This window comes from Streptomyces sp. NPDC030296 (assembly GCF_055572815.1).
The window spans coordinates 90,895-107,795 of the sequence record NZ_JBVICQ010000016.1; the positions used below are offsets into that span (position 1 = coordinate 90,895).

The 16,901-nt window shown below is 71.1% G+C and carries 25 protein-coding genes; 18 read left to right on the forward strand and 7 right to left on the reverse strand.

The annotated features are described in order from the left end of the window. Nucleotides 1-49: 49 nt before the first annotated feature. Together ACZ4Z3_RS35380 and ACZ4Z3_RS35385 are read right to left on the reverse strand one after the other, a co-directional pair. Nucleotides 50-505 (reverse strand): Lrp/AsnC family transcriptional regulator, encoded by a 456-nt coding sequence (locus ACZ4Z3_RS35380; protein WP_055513474.1) that lies wholly within the window; start codon nt 503-505, stop codon nt 50-52. A gap of 122 nt (nt 506-627) precedes the next feature. Then, nucleotides 628-1,371 carry a UbiX family flavin prenyltransferase gene (locus tag ACZ4Z3_RS35385; RefSeq protein ID WP_468504892.1) on the reverse strand — a complete coding sequence of 248 codons (744 nt, stop codon included), beginning with the start codon at nt 1,369-1,371 and terminating at the stop codon, nt 628-630. Nucleotides 1,372-1,461: 90 nt separating this feature from the next. Here ACZ4Z3_RS35385 and ACZ4Z3_RS35390 point away from each other — a divergent pair, with 90 nt between their 5' ends. After that, nucleotides 1,462-2,085 carry a rhomboid family intramembrane serine protease gene (locus tag ACZ4Z3_RS35390; RefSeq protein WP_468504893.1) on the forward strand — a complete coding sequence of 208 codons (624 nt, stop codon included), beginning with the start codon at nt 1,462-1,464 and terminating at the stop codon, nt 2,083-2,085. Here the strand turns inward: ACZ4Z3_RS35390 and ACZ4Z3_RS35395 are convergent. The 3 genes from ACZ4Z3_RS35395 to ACZ4Z3_RS35405 all read right to left on the reverse strand — a co-directional run bounded on the left by ACZ4Z3_RS35395 (nt 2,075) and on the right by ACZ4Z3_RS35405 (nt 4,958). Further along, entirely contained in the window at nt 2,075-2,503 is a 429-nt protein-coding gene (locus ACZ4Z3_RS35395) for a Uma2 family endonuclease (RefSeq protein WP_468504894.1), read from the reverse strand. The two genes, ACZ4Z3_RS35390 and ACZ4Z3_RS35395, sit on opposite strands and share 11 nt — an antisense overlap. A 98-nt stretch (nt 2,504-2,601) precedes the next feature. Next, nucleotides 2,602-3,504, reverse strand: a complete 903-nt coding sequence (gene mqnP / locus ACZ4Z3_RS35400) for a menaquinone biosynthesis prenyltransferase MqnP (protein WP_468504895.1) — start codon at nt 3,502-3,504, stop codon at nt 2,602-2,604. Then, a complete protein-coding gene (locus tag ACZ4Z3_RS35405) occupies nt 3,501-4,958 on the reverse strand; it encodes a menaquinone biosynthesis decarboxylase (RefSeq protein ID WP_055513483.1) in 1,458 nt (485 codons plus the stop codon). Before ACZ4Z3_RS35405 ends, mqnP begins: the two co-directional genes overlap by 4 nt. A 154-nt stretch (nt 4,959-5,112) precedes the next feature. Between ACZ4Z3_RS35405 and ACZ4Z3_RS35410 the strand changes: the two genes are divergently transcribed. The 14 genes from ACZ4Z3_RS35410 (at nt 5,113) to ACZ4Z3_RS35475 (ending at nt 13,865) form a co-directional block, all read left to right on the forward strand. Further along, nucleotides 5,113-5,508, forward strand: coding sequence for a PLD nuclease N-terminal domain-containing protein (locus ACZ4Z3_RS35410; RefSeq protein ID WP_468504896.1), 396 nt, complete (start codon nt 5,113-5,115; stop codon nt 5,506-5,508). 322 nt (nt 5,509-5,830) lie between these two features. After that, nucleotides 5,831-6,166, forward strand: a complete 336-nt coding sequence (locus ACZ4Z3_RS35415) for a gas vesicle protein GvpO (RefSeq protein ID WP_468504897.1) — start codon at nt 5,831-5,833, stop codon at nt 6,164-6,166. A 54-nt stretch (nt 6,167-6,220) separates the two neighbouring features. After that, entirely contained in the window at nt 6,221-6,673 is a 453-nt protein-coding gene (locus ACZ4Z3_RS35420) for a gas vesicle structural protein GvpA (RefSeq protein ID WP_468504968.1), read from the forward strand. A 9-nt stretch (nt 6,674-6,682) separates the two neighbouring features. Next, nucleotides 6,683-7,396: a GvpL/GvpF family gas vesicle protein gene (locus ACZ4Z3_RS35425; RefSeq protein ID WP_468504898.1), complete on the forward strand. Its 714-nt coding sequence runs from the start codon at nt 6,683-6,685 to the stop codon at nt 7,394-7,396. Nucleotides 7,397-7,422: 26 nt separating this feature from the next. Further along, nucleotides 7,423-7,686 carry a gas vesicle protein GvpG gene (locus tag ACZ4Z3_RS35430; protein WP_468504899.1) on the forward strand — a complete coding sequence of 88 codons (264 nt, stop codon included), beginning with the start codon at nt 7,423-7,425 and terminating at the stop codon, nt 7,684-7,686. Nucleotides 7,687-7,716: 30 nt separating this feature from the next. Continuing rightward, nucleotides 7,717-8,295 carry an ABC transporter substrate-binding protein gene (locus tag ACZ4Z3_RS35435; RefSeq protein ID WP_468504900.1) on the forward strand — a complete coding sequence of 193 codons (579 nt, stop codon included), beginning with the start codon at nt 7,717-7,719 and terminating at the stop codon, nt 8,293-8,295. Beyond that, a complete protein-coding gene (locus ACZ4Z3_RS35440) occupies nt 8,288-9,661 on the forward strand; it encodes an SRPBCC family protein (protein WP_468504901.1) in 1,374 nt (457 codons plus the stop codon). Before ACZ4Z3_RS35435 ends, ACZ4Z3_RS35440 begins: the two co-directional genes overlap by 8 nt. Next, complete coding sequence (gene gvpJ, locus ACZ4Z3_RS35445) at nt 9,658-10,233, forward strand: gas vesicle protein GvpJ (RefSeq protein ID WP_468504902.1); 576 nt, start codon at nt 9,658-9,660, stop codon at nt 10,231-10,233. The genes ACZ4Z3_RS35440 and gvpJ overlap by 4 nt, the downstream gene beginning before the upstream one ends. Further along, complete coding sequence (locus ACZ4Z3_RS35450; RefSeq protein WP_468504903.1) at nt 10,230-10,583, forward strand: gas vesicle protein; 354 nt, start codon at nt 10,230-10,232, stop codon at nt 10,581-10,583. The genes gvpJ and ACZ4Z3_RS35450 overlap by 4 nt, the downstream gene beginning before the upstream one ends. Beyond that, nucleotides 10,573-10,971, forward strand: a complete 399-nt coding sequence (locus ACZ4Z3_RS35455) for a gas vesicle protein K (protein WP_055540992.1) — start codon at nt 10,573-10,575, stop codon at nt 10,969-10,971. Before ACZ4Z3_RS35450 ends, ACZ4Z3_RS35455 begins: the two co-directional genes overlap by 11 nt. Before the next feature lie 63 nt (nt 10,972-11,034). Next, nucleotides 11,035-11,487, forward strand: a complete 453-nt coding sequence (locus ACZ4Z3_RS35460; RefSeq protein WP_468504904.1) for a nucleoside deaminase — start codon at nt 11,035-11,037, stop codon at nt 11,485-11,487. Continuing rightward, complete coding sequence (locus ACZ4Z3_RS35465; protein ID WP_468504905.1) at nt 11,480-12,490, forward strand: isopenicillin N synthase family dioxygenase; 1,011 nt, start codon at nt 11,480-11,482, stop codon at nt 12,488-12,490. Before ACZ4Z3_RS35460 ends, ACZ4Z3_RS35465 begins: the two co-directional genes overlap by 8 nt. 134 nt (nt 12,491-12,624) lie before the next feature. Further along, a complete protein-coding gene (locus tag ACZ4Z3_RS35470) occupies nt 12,625-13,494 on the forward strand; it encodes a hypothetical protein (protein ID WP_468504906.1) in 870 nt (289 codons plus the stop codon). After that, complete coding sequence (locus tag ACZ4Z3_RS35475; protein ID WP_468504907.1) at nt 13,491-13,865, forward strand: GntR family transcriptional regulator; 375 nt, start codon at nt 13,491-13,493, stop codon at nt 13,863-13,865. The genes ACZ4Z3_RS35470 and ACZ4Z3_RS35475 overlap by 4 nt, the downstream gene beginning before the upstream one ends. 34 nt (nt 13,866-13,899) lie before the next feature. Here the strand turns inward: ACZ4Z3_RS35475 and ACZ4Z3_RS35480 are convergent, their stop codons facing one another. Both ACZ4Z3_RS35480 and ACZ4Z3_RS35485 read right to left on the reverse strand, forming a co-directional pair. Then, nucleotides 13,900-14,343 (reverse strand): DUF7848 domain-containing protein, encoded by a 444-nt coding sequence (locus tag ACZ4Z3_RS35480; RefSeq protein WP_468504908.1) that lies wholly within the window; start codon nt 14,341-14,343, stop codon nt 13,900-13,902. 2 nt (nt 14,344-14,345) lie between these two features. Then, nucleotides 14,346-14,555, reverse strand: coding sequence for a hypothetical protein (locus tag ACZ4Z3_RS35485; protein ID WP_055540979.1), 210 nt, complete (start codon nt 14,553-14,555; stop codon nt 14,346-14,348). 123 nt (nt 14,556-14,678) lie between these two features. Between ACZ4Z3_RS35485 and ACZ4Z3_RS35490 the strand changes: the two genes are divergently transcribed. From ACZ4Z3_RS35490 to ACZ4Z3_RS35500, 3 genes are all read left to right on the forward strand, one after another. Next, a complete protein-coding gene (locus ACZ4Z3_RS35490; RefSeq protein ID WP_468504909.1) occupies nt 14,679-15,635 on the forward strand; it encodes a helix-turn-helix domain-containing protein in 957 nt (318 codons plus the stop codon). After that, on the forward strand, nt 15,583-15,705 hold the full coding sequence (locus tag ACZ4Z3_RS35495; protein WP_258193965.1) for a DUF397 domain-containing protein: 123 nt from the start codon (nt 15,583-15,585) through the stop codon (nt 15,703-15,705). The genes ACZ4Z3_RS35490 and ACZ4Z3_RS35495 overlap by 53 nt, the downstream gene beginning before the upstream one ends. Before the next feature lie 73 nt (nt 15,706-15,778). Next, entirely contained in the window at nt 15,779-16,699 is a 921-nt protein-coding gene (locus ACZ4Z3_RS35500; RefSeq protein WP_468504910.1) for a hypothetical protein, read from the forward strand. The last annotated feature ends 202 nt before the right edge of the window (nt 16,700-16,901 follow it).

Sequence of the window (16,901 nt, forward strand, 5' to 3'; positions counted from 1 at the left end):
CCCTCAGTCTTCCCTCAATGGACAACCCAGCCACCGTACTCCCCGAGGTCTACTGCTCCTCGGGCAGCTCACCCACCCTGTTCTCCCACTTCGTGGAGAGCACGATCGTGGTACGGGTCCGGGAGACGCCCTTCGTGCCGGACAGCCGGCGGATCGTCTTCTCCAGGCCGTCGACGTCGGTGGCGCGCACCTTGAGCATGAAGGAGTCGTCGCCGGCGATGAACCAGCAGTCCTCGATCTCGTCGAGGTCGCGGAGCCGGTTCGCCACGTCCTCGTGGTCGGCCGCGTCGGAGAGCGAGATACCGATGAGCGCGATCACGCCGAGGCCGAGGGAGGCCGCGTCGACGGTCGCGCGATAGCCGGTGATGACACCGGCGGCCTCCAGCCGGTTGATGCGGTCGGTGACACTGGGTCCCGACAGGCCGACGAGGCGCCCCAGCTCCGCGTACGAGGCCCGGCCGTTCTCCCTCAGGGCCTGGATGAGCTGCCTGTCCACCGCGTCCATGCGATCGGTTGCCTTCCGCTGAAGAGTTGCTTGTCCGGTGTTGCTGATGAGGAGTTGCTGACGGGTAGTTGCTCTGTGTGACGAGCGTGGTGCGTGGTGCGCGCGGGGTGAGCGGATGCCGCTCAGGTGACCCTGGGTGCCGTGGGGGCCGCCGTACCAGTACCGCTCGTGTCGCTCGTCCCCGAGGGGCGGGACCCGCCGATCTCGCCCTCCCAGCGCCGGTACAGGGTGTGCGGGACGCCCGCCGCGTCCAGCACCCGCCCGGCCACGAAGTCCACCAGGTCCTGGATGTGCGTGGCCCCCGCGTAGAAGGCGGGGGAGGCGGGCAGTACGGTCGCGCCCGCGTCGTCCAGGGTCACCAGATGCCGCAGGGTCTGCCCGTTCAGCGGCGTCTCCCGTACGGCGACGACGAGCCGGCGCCGTTCCTTCAGGGTGACGCTCGCCGCCCGTTGCAGCAGGTCCTTGCTGAGCCCCAGGGCCACGCCCGCGACGCACGCCGTCGACGCGGGGACGATCAGCATGCCCTTGACGGGGTACGAGCCCGAGGACGGTCCGGCGGCCAGGTCGCCGGCGCTCCAGTGCCGTACCCGGTCGCCGTCGACGTCCACCGGGAACGTGCCGGGCTTGCCGTCGGCGCCGCGCGACAGCCATTCCCGCAGGTCGTCACGCCAGTGCGCGTCCCGGAACGCGATGCCCGTCTCGTCCAGCAGGGTCAGCCGCGAGGCACGGGACACCACGAGGTCGACGCTTTCGCCCGCGGCGAGGAGCGCGCGCAGCACGGCGGCGGCGTATGGGGTGCCGGATGCGCCGGAGACCCCTACGATCCAAGGCGTACGCGCCGTCTCTCCTGGCTTGACTCGGTTCACGACACCGAGCCTATCCGGCGCCGTGCGGCGGGAACCGGTCAAGGGGGCACGGCCGTTCCACTGAGGGGACGAGTTGAGTCGGGGGTTGACATGGCAGGTGGAGTGCGCGGGGCGCTGAGCCCTGATCGGGAGTGGTCGCGGGGGCACCGCGCGAAGGCCGCCGCCAAGCTGATGGCGGGCTGGGTGGCCCTGCTGTGGATCCTCGAAGTGATCGACGTGGCCGGCGGGAACGCGCTGGACGACTTCGGCATCATGCCGCGGTCGGTGCCCGAGCTGGTCGACGTCGTGCCCGCGTCCTTCATCCACTTCGGCTTCGGCCATGTCGCGGCCAACAGCGTGCCGCTGCTGGTGCTCGGCTTCCTCGCGGCGCTGGGCGGGCTGCGCCGGTTCCTCGCGGTCTGCGCGCTGATCATCGTGGCCGACGGTCTGGGCGTCTGGCTGATATCCCCGGACAACACCAACACGGCGGGCGCCTCCGGCGTCGTCTTCGGCCTCTTCGGCTTCCTCGTCGTCAGCGGCTTCGTCGAGCGCCGGCTGCTGGGGGTGGCGGCGGGGGTGCTGGTGGCCGCGATCTGGGGCGGCGCGATCCTGGGTGGTATCGCCCCCACCGAGACCGGGATCAGTTGGCAGGGCCACCTGATCGGATTGGTGACGGGGGTGGTGGCGGCGTTCCTGTTCCGGCGCCGTCAGTCCCGCGGGGCGCTCACCGCGTAGGGGGCGCCTTCGGGTCCACGGTGAGGCGGCCGGTGGCGATCGTGAGTTTGCCCAGCGGCGAGTCGCCGGTGACGTCGGGGCCGTAGGGAATCGTGTCGCGCCCCCGGTAGCCGTCGGGGCCGGGGTTCCACATCGTGACGCAGTGGCCTTTGAGCGGGTCCAGGATCAGATAGTTGGCGATACCGCGAGGGGCGTACCAACGTGGCTTGAGTTCGTAGTCGCGGCGGATGCTGCCCTGGGACACGACCTCGACGACGACTTCGACGAGGTCGGGTGAGTACGCTCCCTCGTTCTGCTCGACCTCCACCGCGGGAATGACGGCCAGGTCCGGGCAGAACTCGTTCTCCTCGTCGAAGGGGAAGGCGACATCGCTGGTGATGCTGCCCTCGACGATCTCCATGCGGTAGCCGGGGAACATGTCCTCGAACCGGCTGAGCTGCGAGTGCAGGCGGTCGGTGCCCGAGAGTCACGCCGGCCTCCCTGGGTTTCTGGCCTCGGTGATGGGCCGCACCGTATTCAGGGAGTCAGACCCCGCACCAGAAGATCGAGCAGCGCGCACACGAACAGGGCGATGCCGATGAAGCCGTTGACGGAGAAGAACGCGCGGTTCAGCCGCGACAGGTCGTGCGGGCGCACGATCGTGTGCTCGTAGACGAAGGCGCCCGCGACGATCGCGAGGCCCAGCCACAGGAACGCGCCCGCGTCCGTCGCCAGCGCGTACCAGACGAACAACCCCGTCGTCAGGGCGTGGCACACCCGGGCCGCCCACACCGCCGCCGGGATGCCGAAGCGGGCCGGGACCGACAGGACGCCGGTGTCGCGGTCGGAGTCGACGTCCTGGCAGGCGTAGATGAGGTCGAAGCCGCCGATCCAGATGCCGACGGCCAGGCCCAGGATCACCGCCTCCCAGGACCACTCGCCGGTGATCGCGAGCCAGCCGCCGACGGGGCCCATCGCCTGGGCGAGGCCCAGGATGGCCTGGGGGTAGTTCGTGAAGCGTTTGCCGTAGGGGTAGACCACCATCGGGATCACGGCGACGGGGGCGAGCGCCAGGCAGAGCGGGTTCAGCAGCGCCGCCGCGCCCAGGAAGATCACCAGCGCGATCAGGGCGCCGGTCCAGGCGTGCTTCACGGACATCGCGCCGGTCACCAGCTCACGGTGCGCGGTGCGCGGGTTCCGCGCGTCGATCTCGCGGTCGATGATCCGGTTGACCGCCATCGCGAACGTGCGCAGCCCGACCATGCAGACGGTGACCAGCAGCAGCCGTACCCAGTGGATGTTGCCGTCCAGCTGGAACATCGCCGTGAGCGCGGCGATGTACGCGAACGGGAGCGCGAAGATCGAGTGCTCGATCATCACCAGGCGCAGGAAGGCCTTGGTCCGGCCCGGCTGGGGGATCGCGGCGGAGGCGCTGGTCACAGGCCGTACTCCTTCCAGCGGCGGTCGACGAGCGCCGCCGTGGCCGGGTCCGACTCGACCATGTCCGGCCAGCCCCCGTCCCGCGTGTAGCCCTCCTCGATCCACTTCTTCGTCGCGTCGATGCCGGCCTTGCCGCCCCAGAACTGCTGGTAGGAGGCGTGGTCGAGGTGGTCCACCGGGCCTTCGACGACGGTGAGGTCGCGGGCGTAGTCCGTGTTGCCGAGGGCCCGCCAGGCGACCTCGTGGAGGTCGTGGACGTCGCAGTCGGAGTCGACGACCACGATCAGCTTCGTCAGGGACATCATGTGGGCGCCCCAGATGGCGTGCATGACCTTCTGCGCGTGCTTCGGGTACTTCTTCTCGATCGAGACGATCGCGCAGTTGTGGAAGCCGCCGGACTCGGGGAGGTGATAGTCCACGATGTCCGGGACGATGATCTTGAGGAGAGGGAGGAAGAAGCGTTCCGTCGCACGCCCCAGCGGTCCGTCCTCCGTCGGGGGACGGCCGACGACGATCGACTGGAGCAGCGGGCGCTTCCGCATCGTCACGCAGTCGATCTTCAGCGCGGGGAACGGCTCCTGCGGGGTGTAGAAGCCGGTGTGGTCGCCGAAGGGGCCCTCGGGGAGCATCTCGCCGGGCTCCAGCCAGCCCTCGATGACGACCTCGGCGTTGGCCGGTACCTGGAGCGGCACCGTCTTGCAGTCGACCATCTCGATCCGCTTGCCCGCGACGAACCCGGCGAACAGGTACTCGTCGATGTCGCCGGGCAGCGGTGCCGTGGAGGCGTACGTCACGGCGGGCGGGCAGCCGAAGGCGATGGCGACCGGCAGCCGCTCACCGCGCTTGGCGGCCACCTGGTAGTGGTTGCGGCTGTCCTTGTGGATCTGCCAGTGCATGCCGATGGTGCGCTTGTCGTGGCGCTGGAGGCGGTACAGGCCGAGGTTGCGGACGCCGGTCTCGGGGTGCTTGGTGTGGGTGAGCCCGAGGTTGAAGAAGGAGCCGCCGTCCTTGGGCCAGGTGAACAGCGCGGGCAGCTGGTCCAGGTCCACGTCGTCGCCCTGGAGGACGACCTCCTGCACGGGGGCGCTGTCCGCCTTCACCTTCTTCGGCGGAACGTGAACCATCGCGCCGAGCTTCCCGAACGCCTCGCGCACGCCCACGAAGCCCTGCGGCAGCTCCGGCTTGAGCAGCCCGCCGATCTTCTCGCTGATCTCGCCGTACGACTTCAGGCCGAGGGCCTTCAACAGGCGGCGGTCGGTCCCGAACACGTTCATCGCGAGCGGCATGCTCGACCCGCGGACGTTCTCGAAGAGGAGGGCGGGACCGCCGGCCTTGTTGACCCGGTCGACGATCTCCCCGACCTCCAGATACGGGTCGACCTCGGCCTTGATCCGCTTGAGATCGCCCTCGCGCTCCAGGGCGCGGAGCAGGGAGCGAAGATCGTCGTAAGCCATGCGGTCCAGTATCCCCGAGGGGCTACCCTGACCCCGTCACGGGGCCCGGCGTAAGGTCATGGCTTTCCGCCGCACAGGGTCGGCGCCGCACGGCCCCGCCGGTCACCACCGGGTCCGGCGGACGGGCCCACCACCGCTTTCCAGGGGGCGTTCCATGCTCAGGGTGTTGATGTACCTCGTGCCGTTGGCGCTGACCATCTACGCGTTCATCGACTGCCTCAACACCCCCGAGGACGAGGCGAAGCACCTGCCCAAGATCGCCTGGGTGTTCATCATCCTGCTCTTCTGGATCGTCGGGCCGATCGCGTGGCTCGCCGCGGGCAAGCTGCGCGACGTCCCCGCGAACGGGCGCACGCCCTCCCAGTGGCACCGCAACCACCGCGCGCAGTACGTCGCCCCCGACGACAATCCCGAGTTCCTGAAGTCGCTCTCCGAGGAGAACAAGAAGGACGAGTCGCTCCTCAAGAGCTGGGAGGCGGATCTGCGGCGCCGCGAGGAGGAACTGAAGCGGCAGGAGAGGGAGAAGCGCGAGAAGGACGGCGAGGAGTAGGGCTCCGGCGCCTGATGCTCGGGGGTGCGCGGTTCGTCGGCGGGTGCGGGTGCGTCGTGGTTTCTCGCGCGGTTCCCCGCGCCCCTGGAGGAACGGGCCTGCGGCCCGCCCTCCCCATGAGAAGCACGGGGCGCAGCCCCGGTCGCTTTTCAGGGGCGCGGGGAACTGCGCGACAAGCCCCCGCGCACCCGCACCCGGCCGAACCACCCGCACCCCGTTCCCCCGCCCTCCCCGCACCGCCCGATCCACGTTTTCCCGGACCAATTGCCTCAAAAGTGTTATGCATGCTTTTTTCGGGCACACGGCGAGATGAGGAGAGAAGGTGAGAGCCACGAACGGCCATGAGTCGGAGAAGGACCGGTCCTCGTCGCGGCAGGAGCCCGCTGAGGAGCGTCTCTCCGCGCCCGAGGCCATTCGGAGCGCGCTCGAGCAGCTCGCCGAGGTGCTGGGACGCGTTCCGGAGTCCGTTTCCTCGCTCAAACCGACAGAACAGGGCTGGGAGGCCGAGGTCGAGGTCGAGGAGCTGGAGCGCGTCCCGCAGACGAGCAGCGTGATGGCGAGCTACCAGGTGGTCCTGGACCCGGCGGGCAAGCTGCTGGCGTACGAACGCGGACGCCGGTACACCCGCGCGCAGATCGACCGGAGCGGCGGTCGCTGAGGCGACCGCCGCCGCGCACGGACTCCCGTGCCCGGAAGGGATCACATCGTGACTGTGGTGCCGCAGGGCGAGGGTGCGCTCGCCTCCCGCGGAGGCGGGGGTGGCGGCTCGGGAAACCTCTACGACGTGCTGGAACTGGTCCTGGACAGGGGCCTCGTCATCGACGCGTTCGCACGGGTCTCCCTGGTCGGCATCGAGATACTCAAGATCGACGCCCGCGTGGTCGTGGCAAGTGTCGACACCTATCTGCGCTTCGCGGAGGCGTGCAACCGCCTGGATCTGGAATCGGGGCGCAAGGCCCCCGCGCAACTGACGGACATGGTCGGCGAGGCCACCGAGGCGGGCGCACGAGGCAAGAGCAAGGGGGCGCTGTCGGGCGCGGTCGAGGCCGTCACCGAGTCCCTCCAGAAGGGGCGCGAGGACCGCGAGTCCGGGCGCGAGAAGCAGCGGGTGCGTTCCGAACGCGGTGCGAGCCGCCGCTCCTCGAGGCACGACGACGAGGAGTGAGGCGAGCCGATGTCCGTGTACGTCTACGCCATCACCAAGTCGGAGCACCCTCTGGACCTCGACGACGTCCACGGCGTCGGGGAGGACGGCGGCGATCTCCACGCGGTGACCAGCGGCTCCCTGAGCGCCGTCGTCAGCGAGGCCCCGGCCGATCTCGCGGTCGCCCGCCGGGACCTGGAGGCGCACCACGACGTCCAGGAGAACCTCTGGGCCGGCGGGGCCATCCTGCCGCTGAGCTTCGGTTTCGTCGCCCCGGACGAGGATTCCGTACGCGCCTTGCTGGACGAGCGGGCCGAGGCCTTCTCCCAGCGGCTGGACGAGCTGTCGGGCACCGCTGAGTTCAACGTGAAGGGGGTCACGGACGAGGATGTCCTGCTGCGCGCGATCCTCACCGACTCCGAGCAGGCCCGGACGCTGAACGCATCGATCCGCGACGGCGGCGGCACGTACGAGGACCGGCTGGCCCTCGGCGAACTCGTGGCCCAGGAGGTGCAGAACCGGAACGCGGCGCTCGCCGAGGAGGTTCTCGCCGCCCTGCGTCCGCTGGTCGTCTCCGAGCAGGTCGCTCCGCCGTCCCAGCAGTACTTCGTGAACGCCTCCTTCCTGGTGGAGGACGCCCGGTCCGAGGAGTTCACCCGCGCCGGCGGGGAACTGGCCGAGCGCCTGGGAGAGGGCGTCGAACTCCGGCTGCGCGGCCCTCTGCCGCCGTACAGCTTCGTATGACCACCGCGCTCCGAGGAGGCGAGGACGTGGGACTGGTCGGAACGATCGTGACGTTGCCGTTCGCCCCCGTGCGCGGCATCGGCTGGGTGCTGGACAAGGTGCGGCAGACCGCCGAGGAGGAGTACTACGACCCCGCCCCGATCCAGGAGGAGTTGGTGAACCTGGAGCGGGCGCGGAGCGAGGGACGCATCGACGAGGAGGCGGCCACGCGGCGCGAGGACGAGTTGCTGCGCCGGTTGCAGGAGATCAGCGCCTACCGGGCCCAGCAGGGGACGGGTCCCGGTCCGTGACGCGCGTGGGTACGGAAAGAAGACAGGATCATGAAGAACGCGACGATCGGCGCGGCCGTCCTGGGGGGCTACCTCCTCGGCCGGACGAAGAAGGCGAAGCTCGCGCTCGGCGCCGGGGCGCTGCTGGCCGGCGCCAAGGCCAGGCCGGGGCAGCTCGCCGGCCTGCTCGACTCCCCCTTCCTCAGCAACGTCACCCAGCAGGTGCGCGGGGAACTGACGGAGGCGGGCAAGGCGGCGGCGACCCACGTGCTGACGGCGAAGGCGGACAGCCTGGCCGGCGCCCTTCACGAACGCACCGAGGGGCTCCGCGAGCGGGCCCACCCGGACGACGGCGAGCCGAAGGGCGACGAGGAGCGGACCGAACCGGACGACCAGCAGGACGACCAGCAGGACGAGCCGGACGACCACAACGAACAGGACGAGCCGGACGCCGAGAGCGGCGGGGACGGCGAGGACGGCGGGAAGGGCCGGCCCGCGGCGAAGGGGAGCCGGAGCGGCGGCGGATCGCAGCGCCGGAGCGCGGCGTCGCGCGCGAAGAAGCAGACCGCTTCCGCGGGCCGCACCAAGAGCGGGAGCGGATCCAGGTCGAGGAGGCACGACGATGGCTGAGGGCAAGGGAGCGAAAGGCGGTGCCGGCACCCTCAGCAGGGCACGGGACGAGGCGCTGCACAACCCCGGTACGACCCGGCTGAAGGAGGAGCTGGAGGAGTACATCGAGGCGCGGCTGGCCGTGATGCTCGAAGGCGCGGGCCAGAAGATCGGCGAGGGCGCCCGCCGGATCGGCGAGGGCCACCTGACGGACGGCCTGGCCTCGACCGCGTCCCACGCCAAGGACGCGCTCATGGACAAGGCGAAGGGCGCGGGCGGCAAGGCCATGGACGTGGCCGGGAAGGCGAAGGACGCGGCGGGGAAGGCCAAGGACTCCGCCGCCGGCAAGAAGCACGGCAAGCAGCCCGAGGGCGGCACCGGCCGCGGGCACACCATCATCGAGGACATCGACGTGGGTGTACCGGTGCGCGAGGCGTACGACCAGTGGACGCAGTTCCAGGAGTTCAGCCGGTTCGCCAAGGGCGTCGTCGCCGTCGATCAGCAGGACGACACCACGACGCAGTGGCAGGTGAAGGTCGCCAAGTCGAAGCGGCGCTGGCGCGGCAACATCACGGAACAGGTGCCCGACCAGCGCATCGCCTGGACCTCCGAGGGCGAGAAGGCCACGACCAAGGGCGTCGTCACCTTCCACCCGCTCGGCGAGAACCTCACCAAGGTACTGCTCGTCATCGAGTACTCCCCCAAGGGGCTGTTCGAGCGGACCGGCGGTCTGTTCAGGGCCCAGGGCCGCCGCGCCCGCCTCGACCTCAAGCTGTACCGCACGTTCGTGATGATGCGCGGCGAGGCCACGGGCGGCTGGCGCGGCGAGATCCACGACGGCGAGGTCACCGAATCGCACGAGGACGCCCAGGACGCCGAGGACGCCCGGAACGCCGAGGACACGGAAGAAAGGGAAGACACCGAGGCCACCGACGCCGACGACACCGACGCGGACGACCAGGACGACGAGGGGCCCGAGGACACGGACGAGCCCGAGGACGAGGACACGGAACCGCGGGACGAGAAGGACGAGCCCGAGGACGAGGACGAGGACGGGGAACCGCGGGACGAGAAGGACGAGGAAGAGGACGAGGACGAGCAGGAAGAGGACGACGAGGACCAGGACACGGAGGCACGGGACGAGGACGAGGACGAGGAGGACGGTGCCGAAGAGGGCCGGGCCGAAGAAGAGGACGACGACGAAGAGGGCGAAGCGGACGACGAGGCGGACGAGGACCAGGAGCCGGATGACGAGGCGGACGAGGACCAGGAGCCGGATGACGAGGCGGACGAGGACCAGGAGCCGGACGACGAGTACGTAGACGAGGAGGAGGACGACGACGCGGACGAGGAGCCGGAAGAGGAAGCGAGGTCGAGCGCGTCGTGAGCCGGCCCGCCGACTCCCCCGCCCAGACCCCGTCGCGGGCCTTCACCCCGTACGGCGGCGGCCAGGGGTCCAGCGCGAACCTCGCCGACATCCTCGAACGGGTCCTCGACAAGGGCATCGTCATCGTCGGCGACATCAAGGTGAACCTGCTCGACATCGAGCTGCTCACGATCAAGCTGCGTCTGCTGGTCGCGTCGGTCGACAAGGCCAAGGAGATCGGCATCGACTGGTGGGAGCACGACCCCGCCCTCTCGTCGCGCGCGTCCCGCTCCGACGGGCGCCGCTCCCTGGAGGAGCAGAACGAACGCCTCCGCGAGGAGGTCAGGGAACTCCGGGGCCGCCTGGAGGAGGCCCCGGCGGAGCTGCCCCCGAGCGACTCGTCGTCGTCGGAGCGTCGCCGCGCCGCCGAGCCCGAACGCAGGGCCCGCGATCCCGAACGCAAGGCCCGCGCCGCACCCCGCCGGGCGGAGGGCCGTCCGGATGAGGCGCGCCCCAAGCGGCGCAAGGCGCCCGCCACGCGGCCCGACGACGAGCGGGACGACGACGAGCGGGACGAGGACCGGCACCGATGAGTGCGTACGACGCGCCCGCCGCGTACGACGACGAGTACGACCGCCCCCTCAGCGGACGCCAGGTCGCGCTGATCGATCTGCTCGACCGGCTGCTGAGCGGGGGTGTCGTGCTGACCGGCGACGTCGTGCTGAGCATCGCGGACATCGACCTGGTGCGGATCTCGCTGCGCGCGGTGATCGTCGCCGTCCGCGAGCAGATGGAGGAGCAGTGGGCCCCGATCCTGCCGCCCGCCACGAACGCGGACCCGGCGCGCACGGGCCCGGCGCGCACAGACCCGGCGCACACGTACCCGACCCGCTCGGACCCGGCGTACACGGAAGGGCGCGGTCATGGTGCCGATGCCCTCTGAGGGACCGCCCATCGACCGGCTGCGGGAGGTGGCGGAGGCCGCGCGGCGCGCGTTCTCGGTGCTGCCCGCCCGGCCGGAGGAGATCGCCCCGCCACCGCTCTCCCGCGGCGGGGCGGTCGCCCACCGGCTGCGGACCGATCCGGACACCGTGGAGCGGGACCTCGTCAAGCTCGTGCTGACCATCGTCGAACTGCTGCGCCAGCTGATGGAGCGCCAGGCCCTCCACCGCGTCGACCAGGGTGGGCTGACCGAGGAGCAGGAGGAGCGCCTCGGGATGACCCTGATGGTCCTGCACGACCGCATGGAGGAACTCTGTGACCGGTACGGCCTCACCCTGGACGACCTGAACCTCGACCTCGGTCCCCTGGGCACCCTGCTCCCGCCGTGATCCCCCTCCGTATACGTGGCCTCCGCATACGTGGGCCCGCCCGTTCCGGGGCAGAGTGAGCCCATGGCTGACGAAACGACGGCACGGGCGTGGCTGGCCACCGCCGTGGCGGAGGCGCGGGCCGGTCTCGCCGAGGGCGGCATCCCGATCGGCGCGGCGCTCTACGGCCCGGACGGCACCGTCCTCGGGCGGGGGCACAACCGCCGGGTCCAGGACGGCGACCCGTCCACGCACGCGGAGACGGCCGCGTTCCGTGCGGCCGGCCGGCAGCGGACGTATCGCGGTACGACGATGGTGACGACGCTGTCGCCGTGCTGGTACTGCTCCGGTCTGGTACGGCAGTTCGGCATCTCGCGGGTGGTGATCGGCGAGGCCGTCACCTTCCACGGAGGTCACGACTGGCTCGCGGAGCACGGCGTGGAGATCGTGGTCCTCGACGACGCGGAGTGCGTGGCCCTGATGCGTGACTTCATCGAGAAGAACCCGGCTCTATGGAACGAGGACATCGGTGAGTAGTCCCAGCAGCCCCGGTACCCCCAGCAGCCCCCGTGGCCCCGGCAGCCCCCGCGTGCCGACCATCGACCTGGCCCCCTGGTTCGACGGTGACGAGGAGGACCGGGCCCGGATCGCGCGCACCGTCGACGAGGCGCTCCAGACCGCCGGGTTCCTCCTGGTGACCGGGCACGGCGTGGACCCGGCGCTCCGGACGCGCGTGCGGGAGGCGGCGCGGGCCTTCTTCACGCTGCCCGCGGAACGCAAGCGGGCGTACGAGGTGAAGGTCGGCGGGAGGGGGTGGCTGGGGCCGGGGGCCGAGGCGAACGGCTACGCGGAGGGGACCGAGACCCCGCCGGACCTGAAGGAGTCGCTGACGTTCGCGACGCACGAGCCGTTCGAGGACCCGGTGGTCAACGCGGAGTGGTACCAGCCGAACGTCTGGCCGGCCGAGGTGCCGGAGCTGCGGCCGCTCTGCGAGGAGTACCTGGCCCGGATGGGTGAGCTGGAGCGGCATCTGCTCACCCTGCTCGGCGACGCGCTCGGCCTCGAACGGGACTTCTTCGCCCGGCACATGAGCCACCCGACCTACGGCTTCAACATCAACTGGTACCCGGGCCGGGACGTCCTCGGCGACCCCGCTCCCGGCCAGTTCCGTATCGGCCCGCACACCGACTTCGGCACGGTCACGATCCTCGACCGGCAGGCGGGCAAGGGCGGGCTCCAGGTGTACACGGACGACGGCGGCTGGGAGGACGCACCGTACGACCCGGCGGCCTTCACCATCAACATCGGTGACCTGATGGCCCGGTGGACCGGTGACCGCTGGCGCTCCGGACGACACCGCGTGCTGCCGCCGCCGGCCGACGAGCCGGCCGAGGAGCTGATGTCGCTGGTCTACTTCGGCGAGTGCACACCGGGCACGGTCGTCGAGTCGGTGCCCGCCCCGGTCGGGCGGGTCGCGTACCCGCCGGTCGACTCGCACGTCTACCTGCGGGAGAAGCTCGACGCGATCACCGTGGGCTGACGGTCAGCGCGGCGGCGGAAAGCGGTTGGAGACTCCTCCTCGACACCCACTTGTATCGAGCGTTTGACACAACGTCCCGGTCGGGCCATCTTGTATCCACAACTTGGTACAAGACGATCCGGGGGGATCTCCACATGCTCGACAGCGCCCCGCTCCCGTACCGGCTGCTCGAACACGCCGATCATGTCGCCCGCTGGTCCGGGCTGGCCGTCGGCGTGGTCGTGGCGCAGGCGGTCTCCACGCTGGGAGACGGAGACGTGGAGTTCGAGCAGCGCGTGGTGTTCTGCATCACCGCGTTCGGCCTGTGCGCGGTGGCCGGCGTCCTGCTCGCCGATGCCCTGACCCTGCGCCCGCAGGAGGCGGTACGGACCGCGAGTCTCGCGCCGCGCCTGGTCAGAGACCATGTGCCACCGCACATGGGCCCCCTGATCGCCCTCCAGGGGGTCTCCCTCGTGGCGCTGCTGGTGATCGCCGCCGCCACCGCCTCCGTGGACCCCGACCGCGCCCTCAGCACGGGGAAGGTCGTCCACATCACCTGCAACGGGATGCGCGCGAGCCTCGGCCCGTGGCCCGGCCTGTACTACAGCCTCCCCATGTTCGGCGCGCTCGCCATAGCCACCCCCACCTGCGCCTGGGCGCTGCGCCGCATCGCCCACGGGCCGGGCGGGGACCAGCAGCGCCGCGACCGCGCGTGGGCGGTCACCGGGGCGTGGGGCCTGCTGGTGTCGAGCCAGCAGCTGTACGCCGTGCTGATGATCTCCGTCGCGCTGACCGAGACGGGCTGCGCGGGGGTGGTGGGCGCGCTCACCTTCTGGGTGTTCTACCCCCTGGCCCTGCTGAACCTGTTCACCGTCGTCTGGTCCCTGGTCACCGTGGTGGCCCCGAGGGCGGTCGAGGACGAGAAGCCCCTCGACGACACGGCGGCCTTCGACGACGCGGCGGACCTCGATGACATGGCGGACCTCGACGACGAGCGCGCCGCCGAGGGGACGCTCCGCCGATGACCGATCACGCCGTCCGCGTCGACACCACCAGCCAGGTACCGCCGTACGAGCAGATCCGCGCGCAGTTGGCCGCGCTGATCCGCACCGGCCGGCTGGTCGAGGGCGAACGGCTGCCGACCGTACGCCAGCTCGCCGCCGACCTCGGCCTCGCGCCGGGCACGGTCGCCCGCGCCTACCGCGAGCTGGAGGCCGGCGAGCTGATCCGCACCCGCCGGGGCGCGGGCACCCGGGTCGCCGCCCTCCCGACCGGCCCGCGCACCCACGACGCCGACCAGCTCACCACCCTCGCCCGAGACTTCACGTCGGCCGCGCGGGCGCTGGGCGCCGACACGGAGGACATCCTGACCGCCGTACGCGACGCGATGGCGTGAGGACGCCCCTCGGCGTGACGGCACCGGGAGCAGGTCAGGGCGTCGTCCTCTCGCGGGACACGTCCTCCTGCGCCTCGAACACCGCGTAGTCGCCGAAGGTGCGCCGGTAGCGCCGATGCCCGGTCTCCTGCGTGTGCCCCCGCAGCCACTCCTCCACGTCCGCCGGGCCGCTCCGCACGCCCGACCCGGCGCCGCACTCCGTCTCGTCGCCCGACACGCACCGCGCCTCGTACTCCGGTTCGGCCGTCGGGTCCTGCGCGAGGACGTACGGCACGTACCGGAAGACCCGGCGCCCCCGGACGCCTCCGCCGTGGTCGCGCCGCTGGTGGTGCCGGAGCAGGACGTTCGCGTCCGTCTCCGCGCTCCCGTCGTACCGGGCCCGGGCCTCGTCCCGCCGCGCCGCCAGCTCCGCGCACGCGGCGCAGCCGGGGACCGGAACGGGTGGGCGGCCCGGTTCGCCCTCGTCTCGCCGACGCACCCTCACACCCTCCTCTTCGTACGCCGGTTCGCCGCGCGTACCTGCGCGCCGATCCGCTCCGCCTGCGTCGCCGGCCGCAAGGCCGCCGGGTCCGCCTCCCACTCCCGGCCGCCGCCGACCGGTCGCAACAGCGCGTACGGGCCGACCTTGTCCCGGTACTCGCCGACCCGCCGCGTCATCGGGTCGTAGACAAGCTGTCCCTCTGGTTCCACATGCACTCCACAGCCCTGTCGGTAACTCTGGGTGTACACAGCGTCGCCGAGGGGAACGGTGGCAATCAACGCGGGACGTGTGGCACTGGGCCTTTGCCACGCCAGGAGCACGAGGGGGACGCGGTGACGAGGCGGAACGCGGACGGGGCGGGAGGGGCGGGGAGCGCGGCCCTGTTCGGCGAGGTGCTCCGGCACTACCGCGAGGCGGCGCTGCTGACACAGGAGGCGTTGGCGAGGGAGATCCCGTGCGACCGGTCGCAGGTGGCGAAGATCGAGGCGGGCACGAGGGTCCCGAGCGACCAGTTCGCGAAGCGGTGCGACGAAGTACTGGACACGGGCGGGGTGTTGACCCGCATGTGGGGCAAGATCGACTGGTACCCGGCCGTCCAGCATCCGGATTGGTTCGAGCGGCGGGTGGAGATGGAGGCGGTGGCGGTCGGGCTGCGGCAGTACCAGGAGCAGGTGGTGCCGGGTTTGTTGCAGACGGCGGATTACGCTCGCGCGCTGTTCTCGCGCTCCGCGACCGGCGACGAAGTGGAGGAGCGCGTCCGCGCCCGGTTGAGTCGACAGCCGCGCTTCCTCTCCGACGACGGCCCGCTGTACGTCGCCGTACTGGACGAGAGCTGCCTCCGCACCGGAGTGGGGAGCCCGGAGGTCATGCGTGACCAGTGCGCGCACTTGCTGAGCGTCGGGCAGCGTCCCAACATCCGTATCCAGGTGGCTCCTGCCAGCCACTTCGGGGCTGTCCGCCCCAGACAGTCCATGTCGCTGATCGAGCTGCCCGAGGAGCGATGGGTCTACTCGGAGTCGCTGGATCGCAGCCATTTCACCAACGAACCAGCCGCTTACGCCCGTTATAGCCGGACCTATGATGTGCTCAGGGCAGACATCCTGTCAGCCCACGATTCCGCCGCCCTGATCAGCGACGTGATGGAGGGGTACGAGCAGCATGGACAGCTACGAGCTGAGCGCGGCGATCTGGATCAAGAGCAGCCACAGCGGCGACAACGGCGGCGACTGCGTCGAGGTGGCCCCCGGTATCCCCGGCGTCGTCCCCGTCCGCGACAGCAAGAACCCTGACGGGCCCGTACTGGTCATCAACCGGTCCGCCTGGGCGCACTTCGTGGACGCCGTTCCGACATTCTCGTAGTACGAACGGACAACCTGCCCCCTAGTCCGTAACAACTGCCCCTCGTGCCTCGGCTCTTGATACCCACGCTGCTATGACGCACGCGAAGGATGAGCCGTTCGTGGTGCTGGCCGACGCCCGGGGCCCGGGCAAGAGCACGGCACTGCGGGAGCTACGGGACGCGTACGAGGGCCGTACCCCCGTCGCGTTGATGGACGGCGAGGAAACACGGTTCGAGCGGCCACCGCCGGGTCGCCCGGCGGAGTCGTGGTCGCCCGTCTACGAGGCGCTGTCGACGATCGCGGAGCAGCTCACCGCACCGGTGGCCGGGGCGGGGCGCGTCGCGTTCCCCCGGCTGGCGTGCGGTCTGCTCGCCGTCGCGGCCGGCGGGTGGAGCGATCGGGAGGCGCCGAGGCTGAGGGAGGAGGCCGAACGGGCGCTGCTGCTGAGCGGCACGGGCGGGCTGCTGGGGAGACCGGCGGGCCGGTGGACGGGCAAGGTGGTCGCACGGCTCGTGTCGTCGGTGTCGACGTCGGGGACGGGCCCGGTGGTGGAGGCGATCGTCGAGGCGGCGCTGGAGGCGTTCACGGAGGGCATGTCGTCGTCGTACCGGCGGCTGCGCAGGGGTGCGGTCTGGTACCGGGACTACCCGTACGCGGCCGGCAATCCGAAGCTGGGGCTGGTCCTGCTGTCCCGGCACTTCCGGGCGGGCGGGGACGCGCGGGCGCACGCCGAGCGGCATCTCGTTCGGGCGTTGCTGGCGGACCTGGGGGACGCGGGGGCCGGGGGCGGGCGGCCGGTGATCCTCATAGACAACGTGCAGGAGACGGCGGGGCTGAGGGTGATGGAGTCGGTGCTGCGGGACCGGGCGGCCGGGATAGCAGACCGGGCCGTGTTCTACGCGGGGTTGCGGGGGCGGGACCACCCGGCGCTGCGGCACGCGACACGGACGAGCGACTGGGTGCCGGGGCGGGCGCCGTCGTCGCGGGCGCTGCTGGTGTCGCTGCCGCAGTGAGGCCGCCGGGCGCCTAGTGGGGTGGGGGTGCGCGTGCTTTTGGCGGGTGCGGGTGCGCTGTGGTTTCTCGCGCGGTTCCCCGCGCCCCTGAAGGGTCGGGCCTGCGGCCCGCCCTTCATCTGGAAAAGCACGGGGCCGCAGGCCCCTGCTTTTCCAGGGGCGCGGGGAACTGCGCGATCAGCCCCCACTCACCCGACCCGCC